Below are 20,179 nucleotides of genomic sequence, written 5' to 3'. Positions count from 1 at the left end.
GCCGCCCCGGTGCCGCGCCGCTCCCCACCCCGAAGGCTCCGCGTCAGGCCGGCTGGCGATACTGAGTTCATGAAGCTCAGCCGCCCCGTCTCCTGGTTCCTGCTCGCCTTCGGCGTGTGGAGCTGGTTCATCTGGATCACTTTCGTCAAGAACCTGTGGAAGGACGGCAGTGGGCTCGCCTTCGACGACGCGGACAATCCGACCGGGTACTTCTGGGTGCACCTGACGCTCGCCGTTGTCTCCTTTGCCTTGGGGACGGTGGTAGGGGTCATCGGGTTCCGTGGAGTGCGCGCACTGCGCCGTACGTCATAGCCGTGGGTGTCGTCCGGGTCGTTCTCGTCGTCATCGGTGTGGCCGCCGTGTTCGGCGGCCTGCTCTGGTACGTCTGGCGCCGCATGGTGCGGGACACCACGGTGCGGGGGTCGTGGGGGCGGCGCGCGGGGACCGTGGCGTTCTTCGCGGGTCCCGCGCTGATGTTCGCGGCGCTGGCCGCTGAGCGGGGCGGCGCCCCCTTCCTGCTCCAGCAGATCCTGGCGTGGCCGGGCTTCCTGTGGATGGCGTTCGCCCTGTATCTGCTCCTGGCGCTCCTCGCGGGAGAACTCGTACGCCCCCTGGTACGACGCTGGGTGGGTAAAGCCCGTCCGGCGATTGAGGACGAGGCGCGAAGCGCCGATGAGGCGGGGAAAGGGGCGCAGCCCCATACGAACGAGGGCGACAGGGAAGAGGGAAGCCGGGACCTCACCCGGCGCCTGTTCGTAGCCCGAACAGTAGCCGCGGGCGCAGCCACGGCGGCGGCAGCGACCGTGGGCTACGGCACCTACGAGGTCCTCCGTGGCCCCCGCGTGAAACGCGTCACCGTACCGCTGGCCAAACTGCCGCGCGCAGCGCACGGCTTCCGCATCGCCGTGGTGAGCGACATCCACCTGGGCCCCGTCCTCGGCGAAGGCTTCGCGCGCCGTGTCGTGGACACCGTCAACTCCACGCAGCCGGACCTCATCGCGATCGTCGGCGACCTGGTGGACGGCGACGTCGAGGACCTCGCGGGCGCGGCCCGGCCCCTCGCGGACCTGCGCGCACGCCATGGATCTTTCTTCGTCACCAGCAACCTGCCCGAATCACACTGTCCTCCGGTGCCGCGGTGTAGGCAAGGCCCCTCAAGGACCCGGGCGGGGTCTTGCCGGCGTCGAGGCTGCGCTGGGGGGCGCCTGTCGCGGCTGTCACGTAGCACGCTGGACGTAACGAAGCCCCGCCGTCTGGGAGAGTGCGGCGGGGCTCGGTCGTCGTGTCAGGCGTCGGTCCGAGCGAAGCCAACGAACGATGACCACGCCTGAGTGGACAGTGCGATGACTGGCCCGCCCGGAGTCTTGCTGTCCCTCACGGGTACGGCACCGTAGGCGGCTGCATGCTCGGGCGCCCACTCGACGCAGTTACCCCCGTCCTGGTTGCTGTAGCTGGATCGTCGCCAGCGCACAGTGTTCACATCTATTCGGGGGGCTCGCATGGGGTGTCCTCCATGTGCTGAGTGATCACGTCGCTTGACTTGCGCGGAGATAGCGCGATGTCACGCAGGTGATCGTACGACCTTCGGAGGCGGTCCACGTTCCTTGCGTCTTCGACCAACGCGCCTGAATAGCCGGTCTCTACGTAGGCCAGAGTGCGGCCGTCAGGCAGGTACAAGAAGGTAGTGTCCGTGTTCGTGAGTCCGTGCAGACCGACGGAGGACAGTACTACTTGAAGAGTCACGTTTGGCAGTTCGGCAACCTGATGTAGGTGCGCCAACTGTTCGTGCCATTCCTTCGGATCAGCCAGCGGGCGGCGCAACACGGCTTCGTCGAGGATCGCGCGAAACTCTGGCTGGTCATCCGTGCGACTCAAGATGTCCTGCCGATCCATCCGTGCCACGACGTCTTCCGTGAGTGCGTCTTCGTCTGCCGGTCCGGCTGCTCGGAGCAGCGTCCGTGCGTACGCCTCGGTTTGAAGCAGACCCGGCATGATGCTTGGGGCGTACTGCTGGAGCCCCAAGGCTTGCGCCTCCAAGGTCATGTACGTCTGGTACTGCTCACGAAACCGCGAAGGGTCGTGCGCAGCCGCTTCCCACAAGATGATCAGGTGAGTCGTGCCGTAGTACAGATCAAGCTCTCGCGCTAGCTCTGGGCCACCGATGCTCCGCCCATGCTCCATATGACTCAGGTGGGTGTGATCGGCGCGCACTGCGTCCCCCAGCACGCGCAGCGAAACCCCCTTCTCGCTGCGGAGTAGCGCCAGTTCCTGTGCGTAGCGTGCGCGCGCTGACTGGCTGCGGTCCGATGCCGTCCGTCGTGGTGGCATGCCGCCCCCTCCTGTTGGTTTTGTTGGTTAACGCCGCGCGCGCGTGGGCCTAACTGGAGTCCACACTTCCAACCTCGCTCCGGCTCTCCATGCTCGTCAACGTAAGGCCTCAGGCCGCAGTGAACTAGCGGACGCACGGAGCAACCACCATGACAGACAAGCTGAGTTCGGATGGCGTGACGGCGCGGAAGAGTGCGGCGGCGCCAGACAACATGGCAGTGCTGGACGGCATGGAGATGCCGGACGATGTGGTGTTGCTGGTGTCCCAGATAAGAGAGTTCGGCCCCTGGGCCCTTCTCTGCTTCCGCCCGCGCGGCGGCTACGCACACCGTGACCATGTAGATCTTCGCGCCATCCAAAGGGCTCTGGAGCGGCTGTCATGAGCACCCGGAAGGAGTCCCAGCAAGCCATGTACGAGCCGCGCGTGGGTGACGTGGTCACAGACACCCGTCTCGGGCGAGTGGGGCGCGTCATGGGTCACGAAGGGCCTCGCTGGCAACTGCGCCCCCTCGGCGGCGGACGCGAGTGGGAAGCCGACCGCGACCGCATGCGCCTGAAATCCCGCGTCACCATCGACAGATGACAGGAGTCGAAATGGCCTCCCCTGCGATACGCCCCGCACGGTCCACAACCGTCAACAAACGGCAACCCAGTGCCTGGAATCGAATGCGCCGCGCGGGAGGCAGTGCCGCCGCTGGCCTGTTCCTCGGAGTCATTCATCTGGGCCTGGTGTGCTTCGTCGTCTACCTGGTTGTGAAGAGCGCTTAGCTTCCGTGCCTTGCAAGCGCGGGAAACGGCCCTGCCCCCGTCGGACGTCTCCGACACGCCCCGCAGCCACGGACCCGGCGGGGGCAGGCACCAGGCACCAACCCATGGCGACCGTTGGGTCAGGGTCGCATTCCCATCTCACCTAGGAGAGCCAATGTTGAACGGAAAGGAACGTACGACGTCGGAGCGAACCATCCGCGTCAACGCCGTAATCCGAGACGAGACAGGGCGCGTCCTGCTGCTAGATCCGGCCGATCAGCGCGGTATGTCGCTGCCTAGCTTTGACGTCAGTGGGGCTCCCCTTCACGCGTCGCTGCGGCGCGGAATCCGCACAGCAACCGGACTGGACGTGAGCCCTGTTCGGCTCCTTGCGCTGGACGTCATCCCGGAGGACCGGGACAAGGAAACGCCGGAGCGGTATTGCTTGGTGTTCGACTGCGGACGCGTCGGAAACGCGCCTCGAATCCTGACCCATAGGGCGAAGTACGACGGCTACGTGTGGGCTCCGGAAGAAGACATTGCCGAGCACGCGGAGCCGCACCGCGAACGCCGAATCCGTGAATGTCTGAGCGCGCTGGAGTCCGGCGAATCCCTGTGTCTGGAGCACGGGCGGCGCGCAGGGCAAGAGGGCGACTGAGAAGCCTGCCCGGCCTTCGAACGGACCCGTCGTGCGGGGGCGCGACAGGGGAAGCGTCGGGCATTCCGCCCGCCACCGCCTATCCCTCGTGAGGCGGAAGTGCGGGCAGGCCCCAACTAGCACTTCAGACCTGCTGGTTGGGGCCTCAAGGCCCGCCGTGCCCGGTGCTAATGCCGGGCGCGGAATGACCTGGCCCGACAGTCCCTGATCACTTCTCTTGCAGGGATGCCAGGTCAGCAATGGGCCCCTGACCCTCCCCAGCAGTCAGGGGCCCATTGTGCGGCAAGATCCGCCCGCCCTGGCCAGTAGCAGGCGCGGGCCCACTCGTCTCCCGCTCTGAAGGGTGGGACCCTGCCAGAGAAGGCCAGCGTGAACTGTCCCAGGTGCGGAAAAGCAACCGACGAAGGTGCTAACGGATCTTGGCACTGTGAGAACTGTGGATGGGAGAGCGGATGAACTGTCCCAGCTGTGGAGCGCCAGCAAATCAGAACCCGGACGGCTCGTACGTATGCAGCAATCAGTGCGGCTGGCAGTCCGGCTAGCGCCCAGGGCTCTGTACCCTGCTGCTCATGGACACTGACCGGAAGGATCAAGGGGCAACGGCGAAGGGGGTCACCTCCCCCCTGGATGCCGAGATCACTCGCACTGAGTGCAAGGAGTGCGGCGCCGCCGTCTTCGGTCTAAACGGCAGGTTCGCATGCACCCTGTGCGGCTGGTGCAACCACTGGTCGCAGGGCCTGAGCGAACTGCCGACCGCGGAGGATGATCCGGACTACCCCGGAGCGTGAGAAGCCGAGTCCCGCTCGAAGCACTCTGAGCGGGGCTCTTTTCGCGCCTGCGTAGAGGGTTTGGTGCAGCCGGGCTTGGTGCATCCCCGCCAGGCATTGCGTTCTGTGACGAATCCAGCCCCAGCCGGCGTCCGTATTAACCTGAATGCCCAGTTCGGCAGCGACTCTGCGTTAGATCGATCTTGTTGCACGGCGAGCTCGCTGCGTGCAGAGTGTCGCCGCATCTGAACTTATCCGGTTAAGTGGTTGACCTGTGAGTGACGGAGCCGTAAGGCTAGTTACTTATCCGGATAAGTGGCTGACCGGTAGGTCGCTGCTTGTCGTCGCTCGATCTGAAGGGGTTTCAGATGGCAAGTCACAGGGTTCGGGCGCTGGTTCTGGCGTTGGCGGTGGCGCTCGGCGTCGGTGTGGTCGGGGTGTCGGCTGCTTCGGCCATGCCGGATCCTCCGCCGCCGGCGGACGGGCCGTTAGCGCCGTCGGTGCCGGTGCCGGGTCCGGCGGGTGTCATGGCGGGCTCGGGGTTCTCGCCCGGTGAGATCGCTGAGGCGACCGTGAACGGGCTGAGGGTGAGGAGCGGTCCGGGCACTCAGAAGGCGGTTCTGGGGCTGCTGGGCAAGGGCGACCGCGTGAAGCTGATCGGCGCGAAGCAGGACCGCGGGGGCCAGATATGGCACAAGGTCGTCTTGCAGGACAGGTCCGCCTACGGCCTGCCGCGCGGATATATCGGCTGGGTGACGGCGGCCTATCTGTACTGACGGGCGCTGTTGAGCGCGCCTGAGGCGCGGCGGCTCCCTTTCTGTGGTGATCACAGAGAGGGAGCCGCTTTCATCGGCTCTGCGACTCGCCGCGTTGCCGCATATCCCGGAGGCAGGTGTGAAGACGTCCGCGTGTTGGCTTTCCGGAACACCGTTTCGAAGAGCATTCTGATGTGTGCACGTCGATACAGCCGGACTGTTCAGCTGTTAACTAGCTGGGCAGGCGCGGGGGTTGTCGGAAATTGATTCGAGAATGGCTGATCTGCGGCTAGGGGGCATGTTTGCAATGATGAATAGACCTGATGATGGGAGGGGTGGGCCTGAGCCTGACAAGGCGTTATGGGCCGGTGATGCTCTGTGGGTACCTGGTGTGGACTATCTCGCCGCGTGGCGTGAGGCGGCGGAGGCGGCCGACGCCGTTAACCAGGCGGCAGGTGCGTGCGGCATTGAGGATGAAGTGCGTGCGGTGCCGCATGCAGGGGCGCAGGGTGAGCCGGTGGTGTGGATGCGCCCGGAGGGAGCCAACGCGCTTGCAGCGGTGTTGATCGCGTGGGCTCGGGGCTCCGGTGAAGGATGAAGGGGAGAGGACGCTATGCGGCACGATCAGTGGAGCACTCGTAAGGGATCGAAGGTATGGGTTGAGGGTGGCAGGGACGGAGAGTTCATCCACTGCGAGGGATGTCCCCAGCCGATCCGGATCACTGGCGCCGGCGCATCCCGCGTCGCGGCGCAGGAGCATGCCCGCACTTGCCCACGGTAGACAGATCACTGCGGCCCTTCTCAGACCTGCACCACCGAAAGCCAGCCACGACGGCGGCGCGGGTAACTGGCGGGCGCTAGCTGGTCCCGTGCACCACATGCGGTATCAGCCATGCTGCCAATGCTCTGTGCTGCCCCTGCGGCCCGCAGACGCCGTGGATCGTGCAGTCCCCGTCGGTCGCCCCCGCAAGGCCGGAGGCCTGAGGAGCGCAACGACCCTGCGGCGCATCATGAGGAAGGCCCGCACACAGTGGTGCGGGCCTTCGTGGCGGAGTGCCTACTCCTCGCCGGCGACGTCGAACACAGCTTGGATGGTGCCCCGGACGGTGTCGTATCCGGTCGGCAGGCTGAAGGCGGCCGTGAGGCGCACGGCGCCGTCGTACGGCTTCGTCTCGGACGGCGGGGTGGCATCGAGGACATGCGCCCACTCCTCGAAGAGTGAACGGCGGTCGGCCTGACTCAGACCGGAGCACAGGCTGACCTTGCCGACGAGCTGTCCGCCGTCGGTCACGGTCCAGTCCAGCGGATGCCGCTGGGCCTTGAGGGCGCTCTCGGCAAGGTCGGCGAGTGCGCGCACGGTGCGTAAGTGCCAGCGGTTGCGGTCGGTGATCGTGACAGTCACGGTGGGCTCCTTGGGCTGATTCAGGGTGTGGTCCGCGGGCGGCTCGGGCGTCCGGACGGGACCGGCCGAAGGCCGCATGCCCGTCCGGGGCGGCCGGAGCCGCCCGGCGCGCCGAAGGCGCGCCCTTGAGGAAGTAGAGAAGATTTACGCCGATGCCTTGCGCGCGGCGCTCTTCTTGGCGGCCGGACGGCGAGCCGGCGTCACCGGGAAGATCAATTCGACTGTGCCCGACGGCGCGCGCAGCTCTTCGCAGAGCAGCGGGCGGCCGTCGTCGGCGTCACTGATCACGCGGTAGGTGATCAGCAGCGGTGCGGCCTCGGTGAGTCCGAGTGCCGTCCGCTCGTCGGGGTAGGGCGTGCGGGCGGTGACGTGTTCGCGGATCGTCAGTGTGCGGCCGTCGGCGAGCTGGCCGTAGAGATCGGCCAGTGGTGCATCCGGCGTCTTGGCGAGCGCGGGCACGTCCGCGGCGGTGGCCAGCGGGATGATCACGCGGTGCGCGATGCGGACCCCGGTCGCCGGGTCGTGCAAGGTGCGGTCGACGCTGATCGCGTCGTGGTCCTGCTGCTGCAACAGCTCGGCAGGAGTGCCGTTCACGGTGATCCGGGAGACAGCGGGCTTCTCCGCTTCGGCAAGATCCGGCGTCGACCAGGTCTTGCCGGTGCGGTAGACGGACCGGTCCACGTGCATGGTGGCGGTCCCGCTGCTCTGGTCACGCACGACGGGCTTCTTGCCCTGCTGGACGTGGACCAGGCCCATGCCGCGGAGCTCGGCGATGGCGGACCGGGCGGTGTGCTTGCTGACCCCGAACATCTCCACCAATTCCGCCTCGGACGGCAGGGGTTCGCCCGGCGGGTACTCGCCGGACGTGATCCCTTCGGCCAGACGGTTCGCTACCTGCATGTACATGGGCCGGGGCCGTTCGATGTGCTGGCGTTCTACGGGTGACATGCCGCTGCCCTCCGGCTGGACGGTCGGTTGTTGAGTGATCGTGCAGTGCGTAAAGCTCCCCACGGAGAGGATAGGCGGTTGACCGGTCGGGGTATAGGGCAGAGGATTGGTCTCCACTTAACCGGTTAAGTGGATGGGTAGGAAGCTGAGGAAGAGGTGAACTCCTGTGGATGAAATGGACGACAGGCCGATCAGTGAGGAACGTCTCGGGATCATGCGCTGCGTGCTCGCGCCCGAACCCCGGACGATGCCGAACGGTACGGTCCGCCGGGACCGGGACGGCAACACGCAATGGATCACCGGGATATCGGTGCGTCACATCGAGCGGCGCACCACGTACATGATCAACGTCGTGACTCTGGTGCGGCCGGAGGGCGTCGCGGAGGGCTCCGTGGTCACGGTCACGAACCTGTGGTCGCGCGAATGGGACATCGACGGCCGCAAGGGTACGTCGTGGCGGGCTGACGAGATCCGCCCGGTGGCGTCGGTGGGCGGGAGCGGGAAGGGGCACGGCGCGGCGGCCGGTGGCTCCTCACGCGGCAAGCCGACCGGCGGTGAGGGCTGATGGACCGCTACTTCTGGCACTTATCACCCCGGCAGGCCTCCGGCATCGCCTGCGTTCTGTGCGGGCGAGACCTCATGACGGATACGGCCGTCTTCGTGCCGGTGGGCCGTGATCCGTCCACCGAATCGTTGGTGTACGCCTGCACTGATCCCTGCGCCATCTCCGTAGCGCAGGACGCGGAGCAGATGGCGGCCGAACTGCGGTCCCTGACCGGCACCCAGGGGTGCAGTGAGGCTGCCGGGTCCATCGGCCAGGACGGCGAGTTCGGCGCGCTGCTGCGGGACATGCGCATCCTGGTCGGCAACGAGGCCTTGCTGGCCGTGATCAGCGACATTCCCACCCTGCGCTTCCTGCTCCAACTGACCTCCCATCACGCCGACATGGCAGCTTCCCGCAGCCGCACCCTGCTGGATCGGGTCGTGGAAGAACAGGGCGGCGGGGGTGAGGGCTAGTGCGTGCCACCCTCATCATCTGGGTGCTGATGGGCCTGGCCGTGCTCGCTGTGCTCACGCGGCGCTGGTGGGAGCCACGTCTGGAGGCCCGCGGCTGGAACATCAGGGATCTTCCGGTGCGCTGGTGGCTGGTCGGCTACCCGCAGACGACCTGGCGCATCGTGTCCACCTGGCGGCGGGTGTGCCTGCTCAACACCTTGTCCATGAGCCTGCGGTCGTCCCACCAACGCGTCATCGGCGGGGACACCGTGGTGCAGGGGTACGCACTGCGGCCTCGGACTCCGCGCCTGAGCATGCCCATGCCGACCCGGCAGGGCCTGACCGTGCGCGTGCTGATGCACCCCGGCCAGACACCCGGTCCCTACTACAAAGCCGCACGGGCGATGGAGCATGCCTGGCGGGTTCATCACGTCAAGGTCACTTCACCCCGGCGCGGGCACGTGCTCTGCACGGTCACGGCCCATGATCCACTTACTCGAGCGCTGCCCACCGGCTCCCCTGCGGGAGAGCTGCTGACGGCGGAAGTCGGCTGGTGCGAAGAGGGCGAAGCCTTCGTGATCGCGTTCCGGAGCATCCCGCACTGGCTGATCACCGGGGCCACGCAGTCCGGCAAGTCGACGCTGCTGGCCGCACTGATCCGCGCTCTGGCCCCGCAGCCGGTCGCCCTGGTCGGCCTCGACCTCAAGGGTGGCATGGAATTCGGGCCGCTGCGGCGTCGGCTGACCCGGCTGGCCACCACCCGCGCGGAGGCCATTGAAGTCCTGGACCGCCTCGTGCGGGAGATCCAGGAGCGCACGCAGCTGTGCCAGATGCACCAGGCACGCTCCATCTGGGACCTGTCCGAGGATGCGCGCCCCACACCCATCGTGATCATCGTCGACGAGATCGCAGAGCTGTACCTGAGCGACGGATCCCGCGCCTCCCGGGATGAAACCGACCGGTGCGGCACCCTGCTGCTGCGCATCGCCCAACTCGGCGCAGCCCTCGGCGTCCACCTGGTGGTGGCCGGACAGCGCGTCGGCTCCGACCTCGGTGCCCGGGTCACCGCACTGCGCTCACAGCTCGGCGGACGCGTCGCCCACCGGGCCCACGATGAAGCCTCGGCAGAAATGACCCTGGGCGACATCGCCAAAGACGCCGTCGTGGTCGCGCAGAGCATCACGGAAGAAGAACAAGGCGTCGCGGTCATCTCCATGCACGGGCACTGGACCCGCGCCCGATCCCACCTGATCTCTGCGGACGACCGGGCGGAAATCGCCGCTACCGCTCCGCCCGAGCGCGTCTTCCTGTCCGGCCCGTATCCGGCCCCGGAGACAAGGAATCCCACAAAGGAAGGTCCGGAGGAATGACGCACGGCCAACTCTATGTAGTCGACGCCTTCTTAGGCCTGTACGCCTTCATGCTGGCACGGTCCCGCGAACTGAAAATCCATCAGGTGATCCTGATAGGCCTGGGCGGTTTTCTGCTGGCCATGACGCCACTCGGATACCCCGTCTGGCTGCTCGTCCTGGCCATCGGCAATGGCCTTCTCGGCTAGATACCCGCACACCCACTCCTATGAAGGGACACCCATGGAACTGCTCATGTTCTTTATCCGCGCCGTCATCTCCGCGCTCATGAGCCTCATTTCGGCCGTCGCAGGGCTCACCACATCATCCGCTGTGAACGCGGCTAGCGTGCCCGAGAAAGGCACGGGGGAGATCTCCTGTGCCGCCGCGAAGATACGCGCCACGCCAGACAGAGACGCCTTAGCACGCGGCGTCGCCTACCGCGGAGACACCCTCACCTACTCGGAATTCGTCTACGTCCGCAGCGAACGGACCTGGTACACCCGCGGCACCATCACCCGCGCCCACGACCGCGCCGAAATCTCCGGCCTCATCCTCTACACCTGCGCCACCCCCTACGGCGACAAGGCTGCGCCCATTCCTCCCCGCGTGAACTGACCAACCCTCAAAAACACTTCACCAAAACCGACTGCGACACCACCACACCACATCAGGAGACAACGCCGTGACCTCCACGACACCGACCGAAAGGGGGCCGCCTTCATGCACCCGTCCCCGGCACACCAGGCGGCGCGGCACTCGGCATCGACGGCCGAACATCCGCGCCGCCTGTCCGCCACCGACCGCGACCTGATCCGCCTCGTACACGAACCCGGCTTCCCCCGCTGGCTCCAACAGATCACCGCCATCGGAGGCTGTGCCCACCCCGTCTACCTCGCCGGACACACCACGATCTACGACGCCACCACAGGCGCCGTGCTGCACCACTACGACACGGCACACGAGCCGGGCGGCCGCATGCCCGTGCGCTGCCGCAACCGGCGCAAGTCCCGCTGCCAGCCGTGCTCCTACCTGCACGCGGGCGACACCTTCCACCTCGTCCGCTCCGGCCTCCTCGGCGGCAAAGGCGTCAGCGACCGCGTCCAGCTCCACCCCCGGCTCTTCCTCACCCTCACCGCCCCAAGCTTCGGCGCCGTGCACCGCGCCAACGGCGGGCGTTTGTGCAGGTCACGGAGTGCCGGCGGGACCTGCGATCACGGCCGCTCCCTCGCCTGCCACCGTCAGCATGCAGACGACGACCCAGCGGTGGGACAGCCGCTGTGCCCCCACTGCTACGACTACACCGGACACGTCCTGTGGCATGCCTGTGCAGGACGCCTGTGGAACCGCTTCTGCCACACCGTCAGGCGACGCCTGGCTACCGCGGCAGGCATCACACAGAGCCGCCTCGGCGAGCACCTACGCCTCTCCTTCGCCAAAGCAGCGGAGTACCAGAAACGCGGCGCCATCCACTTCCACGCCGTGATCCGCCTCGACGGACCCGACGGCCCAACGACTCCACCCCCGGCCTGGGTAACGCCCGAACTCCTCGACGAGGCCATACGATCCGCGGCCTCCTCCGTATCCCTCCGCACCCCGTATTCACCGGCCACAGGCGAAAGACTGCTCCACTTCGGCACACAGCTCGACGTACACTCCGTCACCAGCCGCGCCCTCACCGACTCTGCTGCCGTGACCGATGACGCCGTTGCGGCGTACGTCGCGAAATACGTCTCCAAAGGCGTCGGCGACGCGGGCGGCATCGACCGCCGGATCACGCATTACGCGAGCATCCACCACGCGCCCGTAAATGCACACCTACGCGCCCTCATGGGCACCTGCTGGCGCCTGGGCGGCCTGCCAGAACTCCACACCCTCAACCTCCGCGCCTGGGCTCACACGCTCGGATACCGCGGCCACGCACTTACCAAATCCCGCCACTACTCCACCACCTACAGACAACTTCGTGCCACACGCGCCGAACACCGTGTTGGGCTCGGAATGGAAGTCCTCAATGGTGACGGAATGATTCGAGAATCGGCCTGGAGATACGTCGGGTCTGGCCACTCCTTGACTGAGGCAGAAATCGCCTCTGGCGTCGCCTTAGGTTTCTCTAGAGCGCGAGACTCGCATAGAGAATCCTTGAGATGTAGGGGAGAAAATGCCGAGTGAATCGCATGTGGGAAGCTTTCACTGCGACCGGACGATTGGTGGCCGAATGGTGCAGCTTCGCACCTGGCGTCTTACGTCAGAATCTTTTCACGTAGCCCAGGTGGTGTCGCAGGCGTTGGGTGGCAACGTATCAGTATTCGAGAGGGTGGGGTGGGAAGTTGAAACGGAAGCTCAGGAAATTCCCATAGTTCTTGAGGAAGCGCATGCGTACAGTGTGGCATTTCGTATCGAATTCGCTAGGCATTTAGGGTCTTTCGTTTTCGAATCCAGGCACCTACCGCTTGGCGGCTGCTCTCTAGGGTCGCATAGAATGCTGATAAGTCCGGTTCACTTCGAAACGCGTACCGGAATGCGCGTCCTCTATCTGTTGCCGGAAATAGTCTGATCTCGCACCGAAGCCACAGGGGTCGCCTGCGGCTTCGGTTTTCTCTGGAGTTGCTTATTCTAGCGTTAGTTGGACGGAGCGAATATCTGCGCCGGTTATGCGAACTCGCTTTCCGGCGGTGACGGGATAGAGTTTGACCTTCACGTCGAAAGCCGCCAGAAGTTCACGGCGCTCTGCGTCATCCTTGGCGCTGTGCCACTTATCTGCGACTGTGAGCCCGGTTGGTATCCACCTAATTCCGGCGGCGCGCGCTGGGAGCTTCTTGAGCCTTTCGATCTCCTCTCCCATTCGCATGTATTCCGTCCGGTACCACTGCTCGTCGTCCTCGCTGTCATAGAGGCCCGCTGAGCGGTCTGATCTGAGGCGCGCGCGATCGGCCCGGAGTTCGGATATTCGTGCGGCATGCCCGGTCCCGGGGTCGTACTTCTTTTCCATGAATTGCCCCGCCCCATACCTCGTTAGAAACCAATCTGTAACTTCCTTGTTCAGCTTGCTCACGGTCATACTTGGTGCGGGCTTGCAGTGCTTCGAAGTTGCAATTCCACGTACGCGTGCCGTGCATCCATAGGATTTTTCCTGCACGGTTCTATCGGTCATCTGAATTCGCTTGTCGCAGTTGCCGCAAGATGTGAGAGTGACTAGCAGATAGGTCCCCTTAGGGGCGATGGGACCTCTCTTTGTTTTTGGTTTTGTCTTCTTGATTAGGGCATCTCGCTTGGCGTGATCCCACAGGCCCTCCGCAATCCGCTTCGGGTGTCCGCGCTCGTCGAGTACCGGCTTCCCTTTGTGTAGCAGGTAGCCTAGAGACCCCTCGCTGGTTAGTAGGTCCGCCACCGTTACCCCTGTCCACAGTGTTCCCCGTGGCTCTTTTCCGTACGCCACTCGCCTGTAGTCCCTTGGTGAGAGGACTCCTTCGCGATTGAGGCGTGTAGCCTCCGTATTAACAGTTATCATTCCTGTCTCGTCTGCGAGAATTCTTTCTGCGACATTGCAGATGATCTCCTTTGCGATAGGGTCGTGTTCGACGTGATCCACGCGTCCGGTGGGAGTCAGGCGGACGTAGCGAAAACCATAGCGGTTTCCGTTCTTCGGACGGCCTGCCTTCCTTGACGCTTCAGCCTCTTCTCGGTTGCGTTTCTGAATCGCTCGAAGCTCCATTTGTGCGCCGAATGATTCCATAGAGAGGCGCATTTCGTCGGCTGGGTCATCAAGGTCCCATGGTCCTTGATGGCCGTGCGTAATGAGCAATCGACCGGATTCATGTATTGCGTACGCGGTGTTGAGCACGTCACGTTGGTTCCGTCCGATTCGGTCGACTGCTGACCCCGCGATTCCGGAGTAGGGTCCTTCCTCATCACGCAGCCACGGTCCAAGTTTCTCCCGTGTAAGCGGATTAGTTGCACCGGAGACTTCCCAGTCGTCTGCCCAAGCGATGATGTGTCCGCCGATGGCGGTGGCAGCTTGGGTGATTAGTTCGGCTTGCTTCTCGGGGCTATTGGTCTTGTCGGTCATGCGGGATAGGCGTCGTACTCCTACCAGGCACCTACCGCACCCGTCGTATTCGGTGGTCGTCGTATCACTCATGGTCGATTCCTTCCCCAACGCACGTGTGTTTTGGGTAAGTTGCCGACGGGCAATCACGAGTACTTCTCCGGCGCCCAGCAGTGGGTGGACCACGTCCGCACCCTCGGCCTGCGCCCCCTGGAGAACGCCCGCACCGAGCTGCCGTACTTCGACCTCGCCGGGGTCAACGACGTACAGGGCGAGGACGAGGGCGAGGGCCCCGACTTCGGCAAGGCGCTCGGCGACCGGGACCGCACCCGCGCCTCCGTCCTGCTCGCGCACCAGCCCGTGGTCATCCACGACGCCGTGGAGCACGGCGTCGACCTCCAGCTGTCCGGCCACACCCACGGCGGCCAGCTCTGGCCCAACAACTACGTCGCCGACCTCGCCAACCCCACCCTCGCGGGCCTGGAGCGGTACGGCGACACCCAGCTGTACGTGACGCGCGGCGCCGGAGCGTGGGGGCCGCCCGTGCGGGTGGGCGCCCCGTCGGACGTCACGGTGGTGGAGCTGGCGTCGCTCAGGGCCTGACCCGGGGCGGGCCCGGCAGCGGCGGGGTGCGCCGCGGCGGCACCGTCGGATGCGGCGGCGCGGCCGGGCGCGTCGGCACCGTGGGGAGCGCGGCCGGGCGCGTCGGTACGGCGGGGAGCGTGACCCGGACCGTCAGGCCCTTGCCGGGCGCCGTGCGGACCGTGACGTCACCGCCGTGCGCCGCCACCACGCCCCGCACGATCGCCATGCCGAGCCCGCTGCCCGCGCCCCGGCCCGCCCGGAAGAAGCGGTCGAACACGCGGGCCGCGTCCGCCGCGTCGAGCCCGGGGCCCTCGTCGGCCACCACGATCCGCACCGAGCCGTCGCGCCGGGCCACGCCGAGCCGCACCGGCGTGTCGCTGGGCGTGTGGGTGCGGACGTTGCCGAGGAGGTTGGCGAGCACCTTCCGCAGCGCCCGCTCGTCGGCCTGGACGAGGATCGCGCCGTCCGCGGACACGGTGAGCGGCCGGTCCGGCTCCTGCGCGCGCAGGTCGTCCGCCGCGTCCCGCACGAGGTGGCACAGGTCGACCGTGCGGTAGCGGAGCTCGGGCTGCTGGTCGAGCCGGGCGAGCGTGAGCAGCTCCTCCACCAGGTGGTTCATGCGGTCGGTCTCGGCGTTGACGCGGCTCCAGGCGCGGGCCCGGTCCTCCTTGGTGGGCAGCATCCTCCTGTCGTACAGCTGGAGGTAGCCGCGGATCGCGGACAGCGGGGTGCGCAGCTCGTGCGAGGCGTCGGCGACGAACTGCCGCAGCTGGGCCTCGCTGCGCTCGCGCGTCGCGAAGGCCGCCTCGACCTGCTGCAGCATCGAGTTGAGGGCGAGGCGCAGCTGCTCGGTCTCCATGACGGCGGCGCTGCTGGACGGCACGCGCCGCTTCAGGTCGCCGTCGGCGATCGCGGACGCCGTCTCGACCATGTCCTCCAGGGGCCGCAGGCGCTGGTGCGCGGAGATCATCGTGAGGACGGCGAGCAGCGCCAGCAGCACCGCCCCCAGGGCCAGATCGAGCTTGAGGGCCTGGTTGACGCCCGCGTGCAGGCTCTCCGTGGCGGTCGCGATGGCGAGCACCGAGCCGTCGGAGAGCCGCGCCCCGATCGCGCGGTACGAGTCGCCGTCCAGGGTCACGTCCTGCGGCGTGCCGGACCGCGCGAAGTCCTCGGCGTCGCCGATGGCGCGGACGAGGTCGCGCTGGAGCGGCGACGCGCCGAGGAAGCCGATGGTGACGGGCCTGCCCCTGGGGTCGACCGCGACGAGCACCGACTCCGACGGCGGCAGGCCGCTCTCCTCCTTGGCCTCCTGCGACAGCTCGTCGAGGGCACCGACGCCGGTGAACGACTTGATCTCCTCGATCGACATCGGCGTGCTGTTGATCGCCGAGCGCGAGGCCGTGAGCGCGCTGTCGACGTTGCCGAGCAGATAGTGCCTCATGCCCATGACGCTCACGGCGGTCGCGGCGACGATGCCGAGGGCGAGCAGGGCCACGTTCACCAGCGTGAGCTTGGCGCGCAGCGAGTTCATGCCGAGGCGTCCGCGCGGGCCGCGCGGGCCGCGCACGGCGGGGCGCGGCGCCCCGCGGCGGCCGGGGAACCGGCGGGGGGTGCGGGGCGGCATGTCAGGCGAGCCCGTACCCGACGCCGCGGCGCGTCGTGATGAGCGGCGGCCCCACCTGGTCGAGCTTGCGCCGCAGATAGCTGATGTAGGTCTCGACGACGGTGGACTCCGCCGTGTGCTCGATGTTCCACACGTGCCGCAGGAGCTGCTCCTTCGGCACGACCCGGCCGCCGTTGCGGACGAGGAAGCGGAGCAGCGCGTACTCGGTGGGCGTGAGCTGCACCGAGCCGCCCGCGCGGTGGACGACGTAGGTGGTCTCGTCCAGCTCCAGGTCGCCGTAGCGCAGGGGCGGCCGCTGCGGCAGCACGTCGCCCGGCCGGGTGCGGCGCAGGACCGCGCCGATGCGGGCCACGACCTCGTCGATGTTGAACGGCTTGGTGATGTAGTCGTCGCCGAAGCCGAGCGCGCCGACGACCTCGGCGGGCGCGTCCCGCGCGGTGAGGAAGACCAGCGCCAAGTCGGGCCTGCACGCCCGCAGTTCCTGCCCGAGCGCCCGCCCGTCGCCGTCCGGCAGCATCACGTCGAGGAGCGCGCAGTCGGGCCGGGTGCGCTCGGCGCAGGCGAGGGCCTCGCGGACGGTGCCCGCGGTCATCACGTCGAAGCGGTGGTAGCGCAGGGCGATGGCGAGGACGTCGGCGATGCTCGGCTCGTCCTCGACGACGAGCACGGTGGCGCGCCGCGTGCCGGACGGCTCCCGCGGCTGCCGCTGCTCCGCGGCGGGTGCTCCCCGGTGCTCCGCGGCAGCTGTGCCCCGGTGCTCTGCGACAGGTGTTCCCCGGTGACCTTCGGCGCTAGTCATGTCCCCAGTATCTGTGCGCTCGTTGGACGAAGTGCGGGTCCCTGCTTTGGAGTTCCTTGTGAATCAGGGCTGTAACGCGCCGTTCGCACACCGTGCGGCCGATGCTGGTGCGCGGGCCCCGCGAGTGCGGGGCCGTGGAGCGGAACGGGACGCGGGACCTCGGCGGAGCGGACGACGGAGACGAAGGGGCGTACATCGTGACGGCATTGGCACGCTGGTGCTACCGGCACCGGCTCGTGGTCCTGGTGCTGTGGGTCGGGGCGCTGTTCGGCCTCGGCGCGGCGGGCACGTCCGCGGGCACCGACTACACGAACGTCTTCTCCCTGCCCGACACCGACTCCAAGCGCGCGTACGACCTGATGGCGAAGGCGTTCCCGGAGCGCAGCGGCGACACCGACACGGTCGTGTGGCGGACGCGCGCGGGCACGTCGGTGCGCGACGCCTCCGTACGTGAACGGATCGGGCCCGCGCTCGACCGCATCGCCGCCCTGAACGGCGTCGGCGAGGTGGCGGGCCCCTACGCGCCGGGCCCGGCCGCCGCCGCGCAGGTCAGCGAGGACGGGCGGATCGCGTACGCGCAGGTCACCTTCGGCCGTCAGGCCAACGAGATCCCCAAGAGCCTCGTCCAGGACGTCGTCGACATCGCGAAGGACGCCGAAGGGCCAGGACTCCAGGTCGAGCTGGGCGGCCAGGCCATCGCCCGTACGCAGGAGCCGCCCGCGGGCACCGCCGAACTCGTCGGCGTCGCGGCCGCCGCGGTCGTGCTCTTCCTCGCCTTCGGCTCGCTGTTCGCGATGCTCCTGCCGATCGTCACCGCCCTGTTCGCCGTCGGCACCGGCATGCTCGCCACGATGCTGCTCAGCCACGTCACCGACGTGCCGGAGATCGCCCCGCTGCTCGGCACCCTGATCGGGCTCGGCGTCGGCATCGACTACGCCCTGTTCATCGTGACCCGCCACCGCCGCGGCATCCTGCGCGGACTCGATCCCCGGGACGCGGCCGCGCAGGCCCTCAACACCTCGGGCCGCGCGGTCCTTTTCGCGGGCGGCACGGTGTGCATCGCGCTCGCCGGGATGTTCGTGATGAACATGCGCTTCCTCGACGGCGTGGTGATCGCCGCGTCCCTGACGGTCGTCCTGAGCGTCCTCGCCGCCATCACGCTGCTCCCCGCGCTCCTCGGCCTGCTCGGCACCCGGGTGCTCAGCCGCCGCCAGCGCCGTCGCCTCGCCGCCGCGGGCCCGGACCCGGAGGAGGCCGACGGCCTCGCGGCCCGCTGGTCCGGGTACGTGGAACGCCGCCCGCGCACCGTCGCCGTCCTGTCCTTCGCCGTGATGGCGGCCCTGGCCGTGCCGCTCCTCTCCCTGCGCCTGGGCGCCACCGACCAGGGCAACCACCAGGAGTCGACCACCACCCGGCAGGCCTACGACCTCCTCGCCGAGGGCTTCGGGCCCGGCTTCAACGGCCCCCTCCAGGTCGTCGTCGAGCGGGCCGGGCCCGAGGAGACCGCGCGGCTCGTGGAGCGGATCAGGGACACGGAGGGCGTGGCGCGGGTCTCCGCGGTGCCGGCGCCCGCCGCCCCGGGGGCGCGGGCCACCTCGGTCATCGAGGTCGTCCCGACGACGTCACCGCAGTCGCGGGAGACGGACGGGCTCATCGACCGGCTGCGCGGCGACGTGCTCCCGCGGGCGGGCGCGGACGCGCATGTCGGCGGCGTGACCGCGGTGTTCAAGGACTTCGCGGCGGTCACGGCGGACCGGCTGCCGTACTTCGTGGGCGCGATCGTCGGCCTCGGCTTCCTGCTGCTCCTCGTCGCGTTCCGCTCGGTGGTGGTGCCGCTCACCGCCGCCGTGATGAACCTGATCGCGGCGGCCGCGTCCTTCGGCGTCCTGGTGGCGGTCTTCCAGTGGGGCTGGGGCGCGGAGGCCCTCGGCATCGGCAAGGAGGGGCCCATCACGGCCTTCCTGCCGGTCATCATGCTCTCCCTGCTCTTCGGCCTGTCGATGGACTACCAGGTGTTCCTGGTCAGCCGCATGCACGAGGAGTGGGTGCACACCCGCGACAACGCGCGCGCCGTGCGGGTCGGGCTCGCCGAGACCAGCCGCGTCATCAACTGCGCGGCCCTCATCATGATCTGCGTGTTCTCCGCGTTCGTCCTCAGCGGCGACATGGAGGGCGCGACGGCGGGCATCGGCCTCGCGGCGGCGGTGGCCCTGGACGCGTTCATCCTGCGCACCGCCCTGGTCCCCGCCGCGATGCAGCTGCTCGGCCGCGCCAACTGGTGGCTGCCGCGCGGCCTCGACCGCCGCCTGCCGCACCTCACCGTCGAGCCGGTCCAGGCACCGCCGCCGGAGCCGGAGGAGCTGGAGGCGCTGGTGGCGGCGGCCCTCAACGGGCCGACGGCCCCGAGCGGGCCGGGAACGGCGTACGCGGACAGGCCGCGGGCCGCGCACGGCTCGCCTCCCACGCGCGGGCCGCTGCACACGCACGAGCCGCTGGACACCCACGAGTCGTCGGACAAGGACGGGCCATTGGACAAGTACGAGTACGAGCCTCTGGACAAGTACGAGCCCCTCGACACCTACGAGCCGTCGGACACGTACGAGCCCCTCGACAAGTACGAGCCGCTCAACCCGTACGAAGCCCCGGGCGCGCACGCCCCGAAGAAGGCTCCCCGCGAACCGCACGAGCCCTGGTACGAACCGCCGTACGAGCCCGCCCTCGAACAGGTCGCCGACGTGCCGGGCCCCCGCGACGCGGTGGGCGACACGTCCGTCGTCGTGCACGGCTTCATCGTCACGCCGGACGGCGAGCCCATCCACAGCGTGACCCTCACGCTCATGTCCACGTCCGGCCGCCAGCTCGACCGCGTGTCGTCCCTGGCCGACGGCTCGTACATCCTCGCGGCCCCGGCGCCCGGGGTGTACCTGCTCGCGGCGACCGCGCCCGGCTACGCGTCACGGGCGCGGCACATCATGCTGGGCGACGGGCCGCTCACCTACGACCTGGAGCTGACGGAGGCGGTGGGGGTGGGCCCGGCGCGGCCGTAGCGGCGAACGGCACGGCCGCGGGGGGGGCGGGCCCCCCCCCCGGCCCCCCACCCCCCCCCCCCCCCAGGGGGTCGCCGCCCCCCCCCCCCCGCCCGACGCCCCCCGCCCCCCCCGCCCAAGGTAACC

22 protein-coding genes and 1 pseudogene are annotated in these 20,179 nt (G+C 68.0%); 16 read left to right on the top strand and 7 right to left on the bottom strand.

What is annotated here, in order from left to right:
* The first annotated feature begins 69 nt into the window (after positions 1 to 69).
* Both ACFWZ5_RS25475 and ACFWZ5_RS25470 read left to right on the top strand, forming a co-directional pair.
* On the top strand, positions 70 to 312 hold the full coding sequence (locus ACFWZ5_RS25475) for an SCO4848 family membrane protein (RefSeq protein ID WP_355803629.1): 243 nt from the start codon (positions 70 to 72) through the stop codon (positions 310 to 312).
* Between the two features lie 2 nt (positions 313 to 314).
* Positions 315 to 1,331: a metallophosphoesterase gene (locus ACFWZ5_RS25470; RefSeq protein ID WP_384791311.1), complete on the top strand. Its 1,017-nt coding sequence runs from the start codon at positions 315 to 317 to the stop codon at positions 1,329 to 1,331.
* Here the strand turns inward: ACFWZ5_RS25470 and ACFWZ5_RS25465 are convergent.
* Positions 1,286 to 1,501 (bottom strand): DUF397 domain-containing protein, encoded by a 216-nt coding sequence (locus ACFWZ5_RS25465; protein ID WP_384791314.1) that lies wholly within the window; start codon positions 1,499 to 1,501, stop codon positions 1,286 to 1,288. The two genes, ACFWZ5_RS25470 and ACFWZ5_RS25465, sit on opposite strands and share 46 nt — an antisense overlap.
* The gene (locus ACFWZ5_RS25460; RefSeq protein ID WP_384791317.1) at positions 1,483 to 2,328 is read right to left on the bottom strand and encodes a DUF5753 domain-containing protein; all 846 of its coding nucleotides are present in this window, start codon (positions 2,326 to 2,328) and stop codon (positions 1,483 to 1,485) included. The genes ACFWZ5_RS25465 and ACFWZ5_RS25460 overlap by 19 nt, the downstream gene beginning before the upstream one ends.
* A gap of 149 nt (positions 2,329 to 2,477) precedes the next feature.
* On the opposite strand from ACFWZ5_RS25460, the gene ACFWZ5_RS25455 reads away from it, so the two are divergent.
* From ACFWZ5_RS25455 to ACFWZ5_RS25430, 6 genes are all read left to right on the top strand, one after another.
* Complete coding sequence (locus ACFWZ5_RS25455; protein WP_384791320.1) at positions 2,478 to 2,711, top strand: hypothetical protein; 234 nt, start codon at positions 2,478 to 2,480, stop codon at positions 2,709 to 2,711.
* Complete coding sequence (locus tag ACFWZ5_RS25450) at positions 2,708 to 2,911, top strand: hypothetical protein (protein WP_384791369.1); 204 nt, start codon at positions 2,708 to 2,710, stop codon at positions 2,909 to 2,911. The genes ACFWZ5_RS25455 and ACFWZ5_RS25450 overlap by 4 nt, the downstream gene beginning before the upstream one ends.
* A gap of 339 nt (positions 2,912 to 3,250) precedes the next feature.
* Positions 3,251 to 3,733, top strand: a complete 483-nt coding sequence (locus tag ACFWZ5_RS25445; RefSeq protein ID WP_384791323.1) for a hypothetical protein — start codon at positions 3,251 to 3,253, stop codon at positions 3,731 to 3,733.
* Between the two features lie 569 nt (positions 3,734 to 4,302).
* Positions 4,303 to 4,521, top strand: coding sequence for a hypothetical protein (locus tag ACFWZ5_RS25440; protein WP_384891288.1), 219 nt, complete (start codon positions 4,303 to 4,305; stop codon positions 4,519 to 4,521).
* Positions 4,522 to 4,838: 317 nt separating this feature from the next.
* Positions 4,839 to 5,276, top strand: coding sequence for an SH3 domain-containing protein (locus ACFWZ5_RS25435; RefSeq protein WP_384791326.1), 438 nt, complete (start codon positions 4,839 to 4,841; stop codon positions 5,274 to 5,276).
* A gap of 370 nt (positions 5,277 to 5,646) precedes the next feature.
* A complete protein-coding gene (locus ACFWZ5_RS25430; RefSeq protein WP_384791329.1) occupies positions 5,647 to 5,853 on the top strand; it encodes a hypothetical protein in 207 nt (68 codons plus the stop codon).
* 459 nt (positions 5,854 to 6,312) lie between these two features.
* Here the strand turns inward: ACFWZ5_RS25430 and ACFWZ5_RS25425 are convergent, their stop codons facing one another.
* Positions 6,313 to 6,657 (bottom strand): hypothetical protein, encoded by a 345-nt coding sequence (locus tag ACFWZ5_RS25425; RefSeq protein WP_384791332.1) that lies wholly within the window; start codon positions 6,655 to 6,657, stop codon positions 6,313 to 6,315.
* Between the two features lie 144 nt (positions 6,658 to 6,801).
* Complete coding sequence (locus tag ACFWZ5_RS25420; RefSeq protein WP_384791335.1) at positions 6,802 to 7,605, bottom strand: GntR family transcriptional regulator; 804 nt, start codon at positions 7,603 to 7,605, stop codon at positions 6,802 to 6,804.
* Between the two features lie 175 nt (positions 7,606 to 7,780).
* On the opposite strand from ACFWZ5_RS25420, the gene ACFWZ5_RS25415 reads away from it, so the two are divergent.
* The 6 genes from ACFWZ5_RS25415 to ACFWZ5_RS25390 all read left to right on the top strand — a co-directional run bounded on the left by ACFWZ5_RS25415 (position 7,781) and on the right by ACFWZ5_RS25390 (position 12,122).
* Positions 7,781 to 8,170, top strand: a complete 390-nt coding sequence (locus ACFWZ5_RS25415; protein ID WP_384791337.1) for a hypothetical protein — start codon at positions 7,781 to 7,783, stop codon at positions 8,168 to 8,170.
* The gene (locus ACFWZ5_RS25410; protein WP_384791340.1) at positions 8,170 to 8,622 is read left to right on the top strand and encodes a hypothetical protein; all 453 of its coding nucleotides are present in this window, start codon (positions 8,170 to 8,172) and stop codon (positions 8,620 to 8,622) included. Before ACFWZ5_RS25415 ends, ACFWZ5_RS25410 begins: the two co-directional genes overlap by 1 nt.
* Positions 8,623 to 8,651: 29 nt before the next feature.
* Entirely contained in the window at positions 8,652 to 9,971 is a 1,320-nt protein-coding gene (locus ACFWZ5_RS25405) for an FtsK/SpoIIIE domain-containing protein (RefSeq protein ID WP_384891291.1), read from the top strand.
* Positions 9,968 to 10,159, top strand: coding sequence for a hypothetical protein (locus ACFWZ5_RS25400; RefSeq protein ID WP_384791346.1), 192 nt, complete (start codon positions 9,968 to 9,970; stop codon positions 10,157 to 10,159). The genes ACFWZ5_RS25405 and ACFWZ5_RS25400 overlap by 4 nt, the downstream gene beginning before the upstream one ends.
* A 34-nt stretch (positions 10,160 to 10,193) precedes the next feature.
* Positions 10,194 to 10,568, top strand: coding sequence for a hypothetical protein (locus ACFWZ5_RS25395; RefSeq protein ID WP_384791349.1), 375 nt, complete (start codon positions 10,194 to 10,196; stop codon positions 10,566 to 10,568).
* A 105-nt stretch (positions 10,569 to 10,673) separates the two neighbouring features.
* Entirely contained in the window at positions 10,674 to 12,122 is a 1,449-nt protein-coding gene (locus tag ACFWZ5_RS25390) for a replication initiator (protein ID WP_384791352.1), read from the top strand.
* 439 nt (positions 12,123 to 12,561) lie between these two features.
* On the opposite strand, the gene ACFWZ5_RS25385 is transcribed toward ACFWZ5_RS25390, so the two are convergent.
* The gene (locus ACFWZ5_RS25385; protein WP_384791355.1) at positions 12,562 to 14,091 is read right to left on the bottom strand and encodes a recombinase family protein; all 1,530 of its coding nucleotides are present in this window, start codon (positions 14,089 to 14,091) and stop codon (positions 12,562 to 12,564) included.
* On the opposite strand from ACFWZ5_RS25385, the pseudogene ACFWZ5_RS25380 reads away from it, so the two are divergent.
* Positions 14,074 to 14,601 (top strand): annotated as a pseudogene (locus ACFWZ5_RS25380) (metallophosphoesterase); the annotation flags it as partial. The gene ACFWZ5_RS25385 and the pseudogene ACFWZ5_RS25380 sit on opposite strands and share 18 nt — an antisense overlap.
* Here the strand turns inward: ACFWZ5_RS25380 and ACFWZ5_RS25375 are convergent.
* Both ACFWZ5_RS25375 and ACFWZ5_RS25370 read right to left on the bottom strand, forming a co-directional pair.
* Positions 14,591 to 16,114, bottom strand: coding sequence for a sensor histidine kinase (locus ACFWZ5_RS25375; RefSeq protein WP_384791360.1), 1,524 nt, complete (start codon positions 16,112 to 16,114; stop codon positions 14,591 to 14,593). The pseudogene ACFWZ5_RS25380 and the gene ACFWZ5_RS25375 overlap by 11 nt on opposite strands.
* 94 nt (positions 16,115 to 16,208) lie before the next feature.
* A complete protein-coding gene (locus ACFWZ5_RS25370; RefSeq protein ID WP_384791362.1) occupies positions 16,209 to 16,874 on the bottom strand; it encodes a response regulator transcription factor in 666 nt (221 codons plus the stop codon).
* A 338-nt stretch (positions 16,875 to 17,212) separates the two neighbouring features.
* On the opposite strand from ACFWZ5_RS25370, the gene ACFWZ5_RS25365 reads away from it, so the two are divergent.
* On the top strand, positions 17,213 to 20,053 hold the full coding sequence (locus ACFWZ5_RS25365; RefSeq protein WP_384791365.1) for an MMPL family transporter: 2,841 nt from the start codon (positions 17,213 to 17,215) through the stop codon (positions 20,051 to 20,053).
* Positions 20,054 to 20,179: the final 126 nt, after the last annotated feature.

The sequence above is a fragment of the Streptomyces sp. NPDC059003 genome (genome assembly GCF_042740445.1).
Lineage (GTDB): Bacteria > Actinomycetota > Actinomycetes > Streptomycetales > Streptomycetaceae > Streptomyces.
This window is presented reverse-complemented; position numbering and strand designations above follow the sequence as displayed.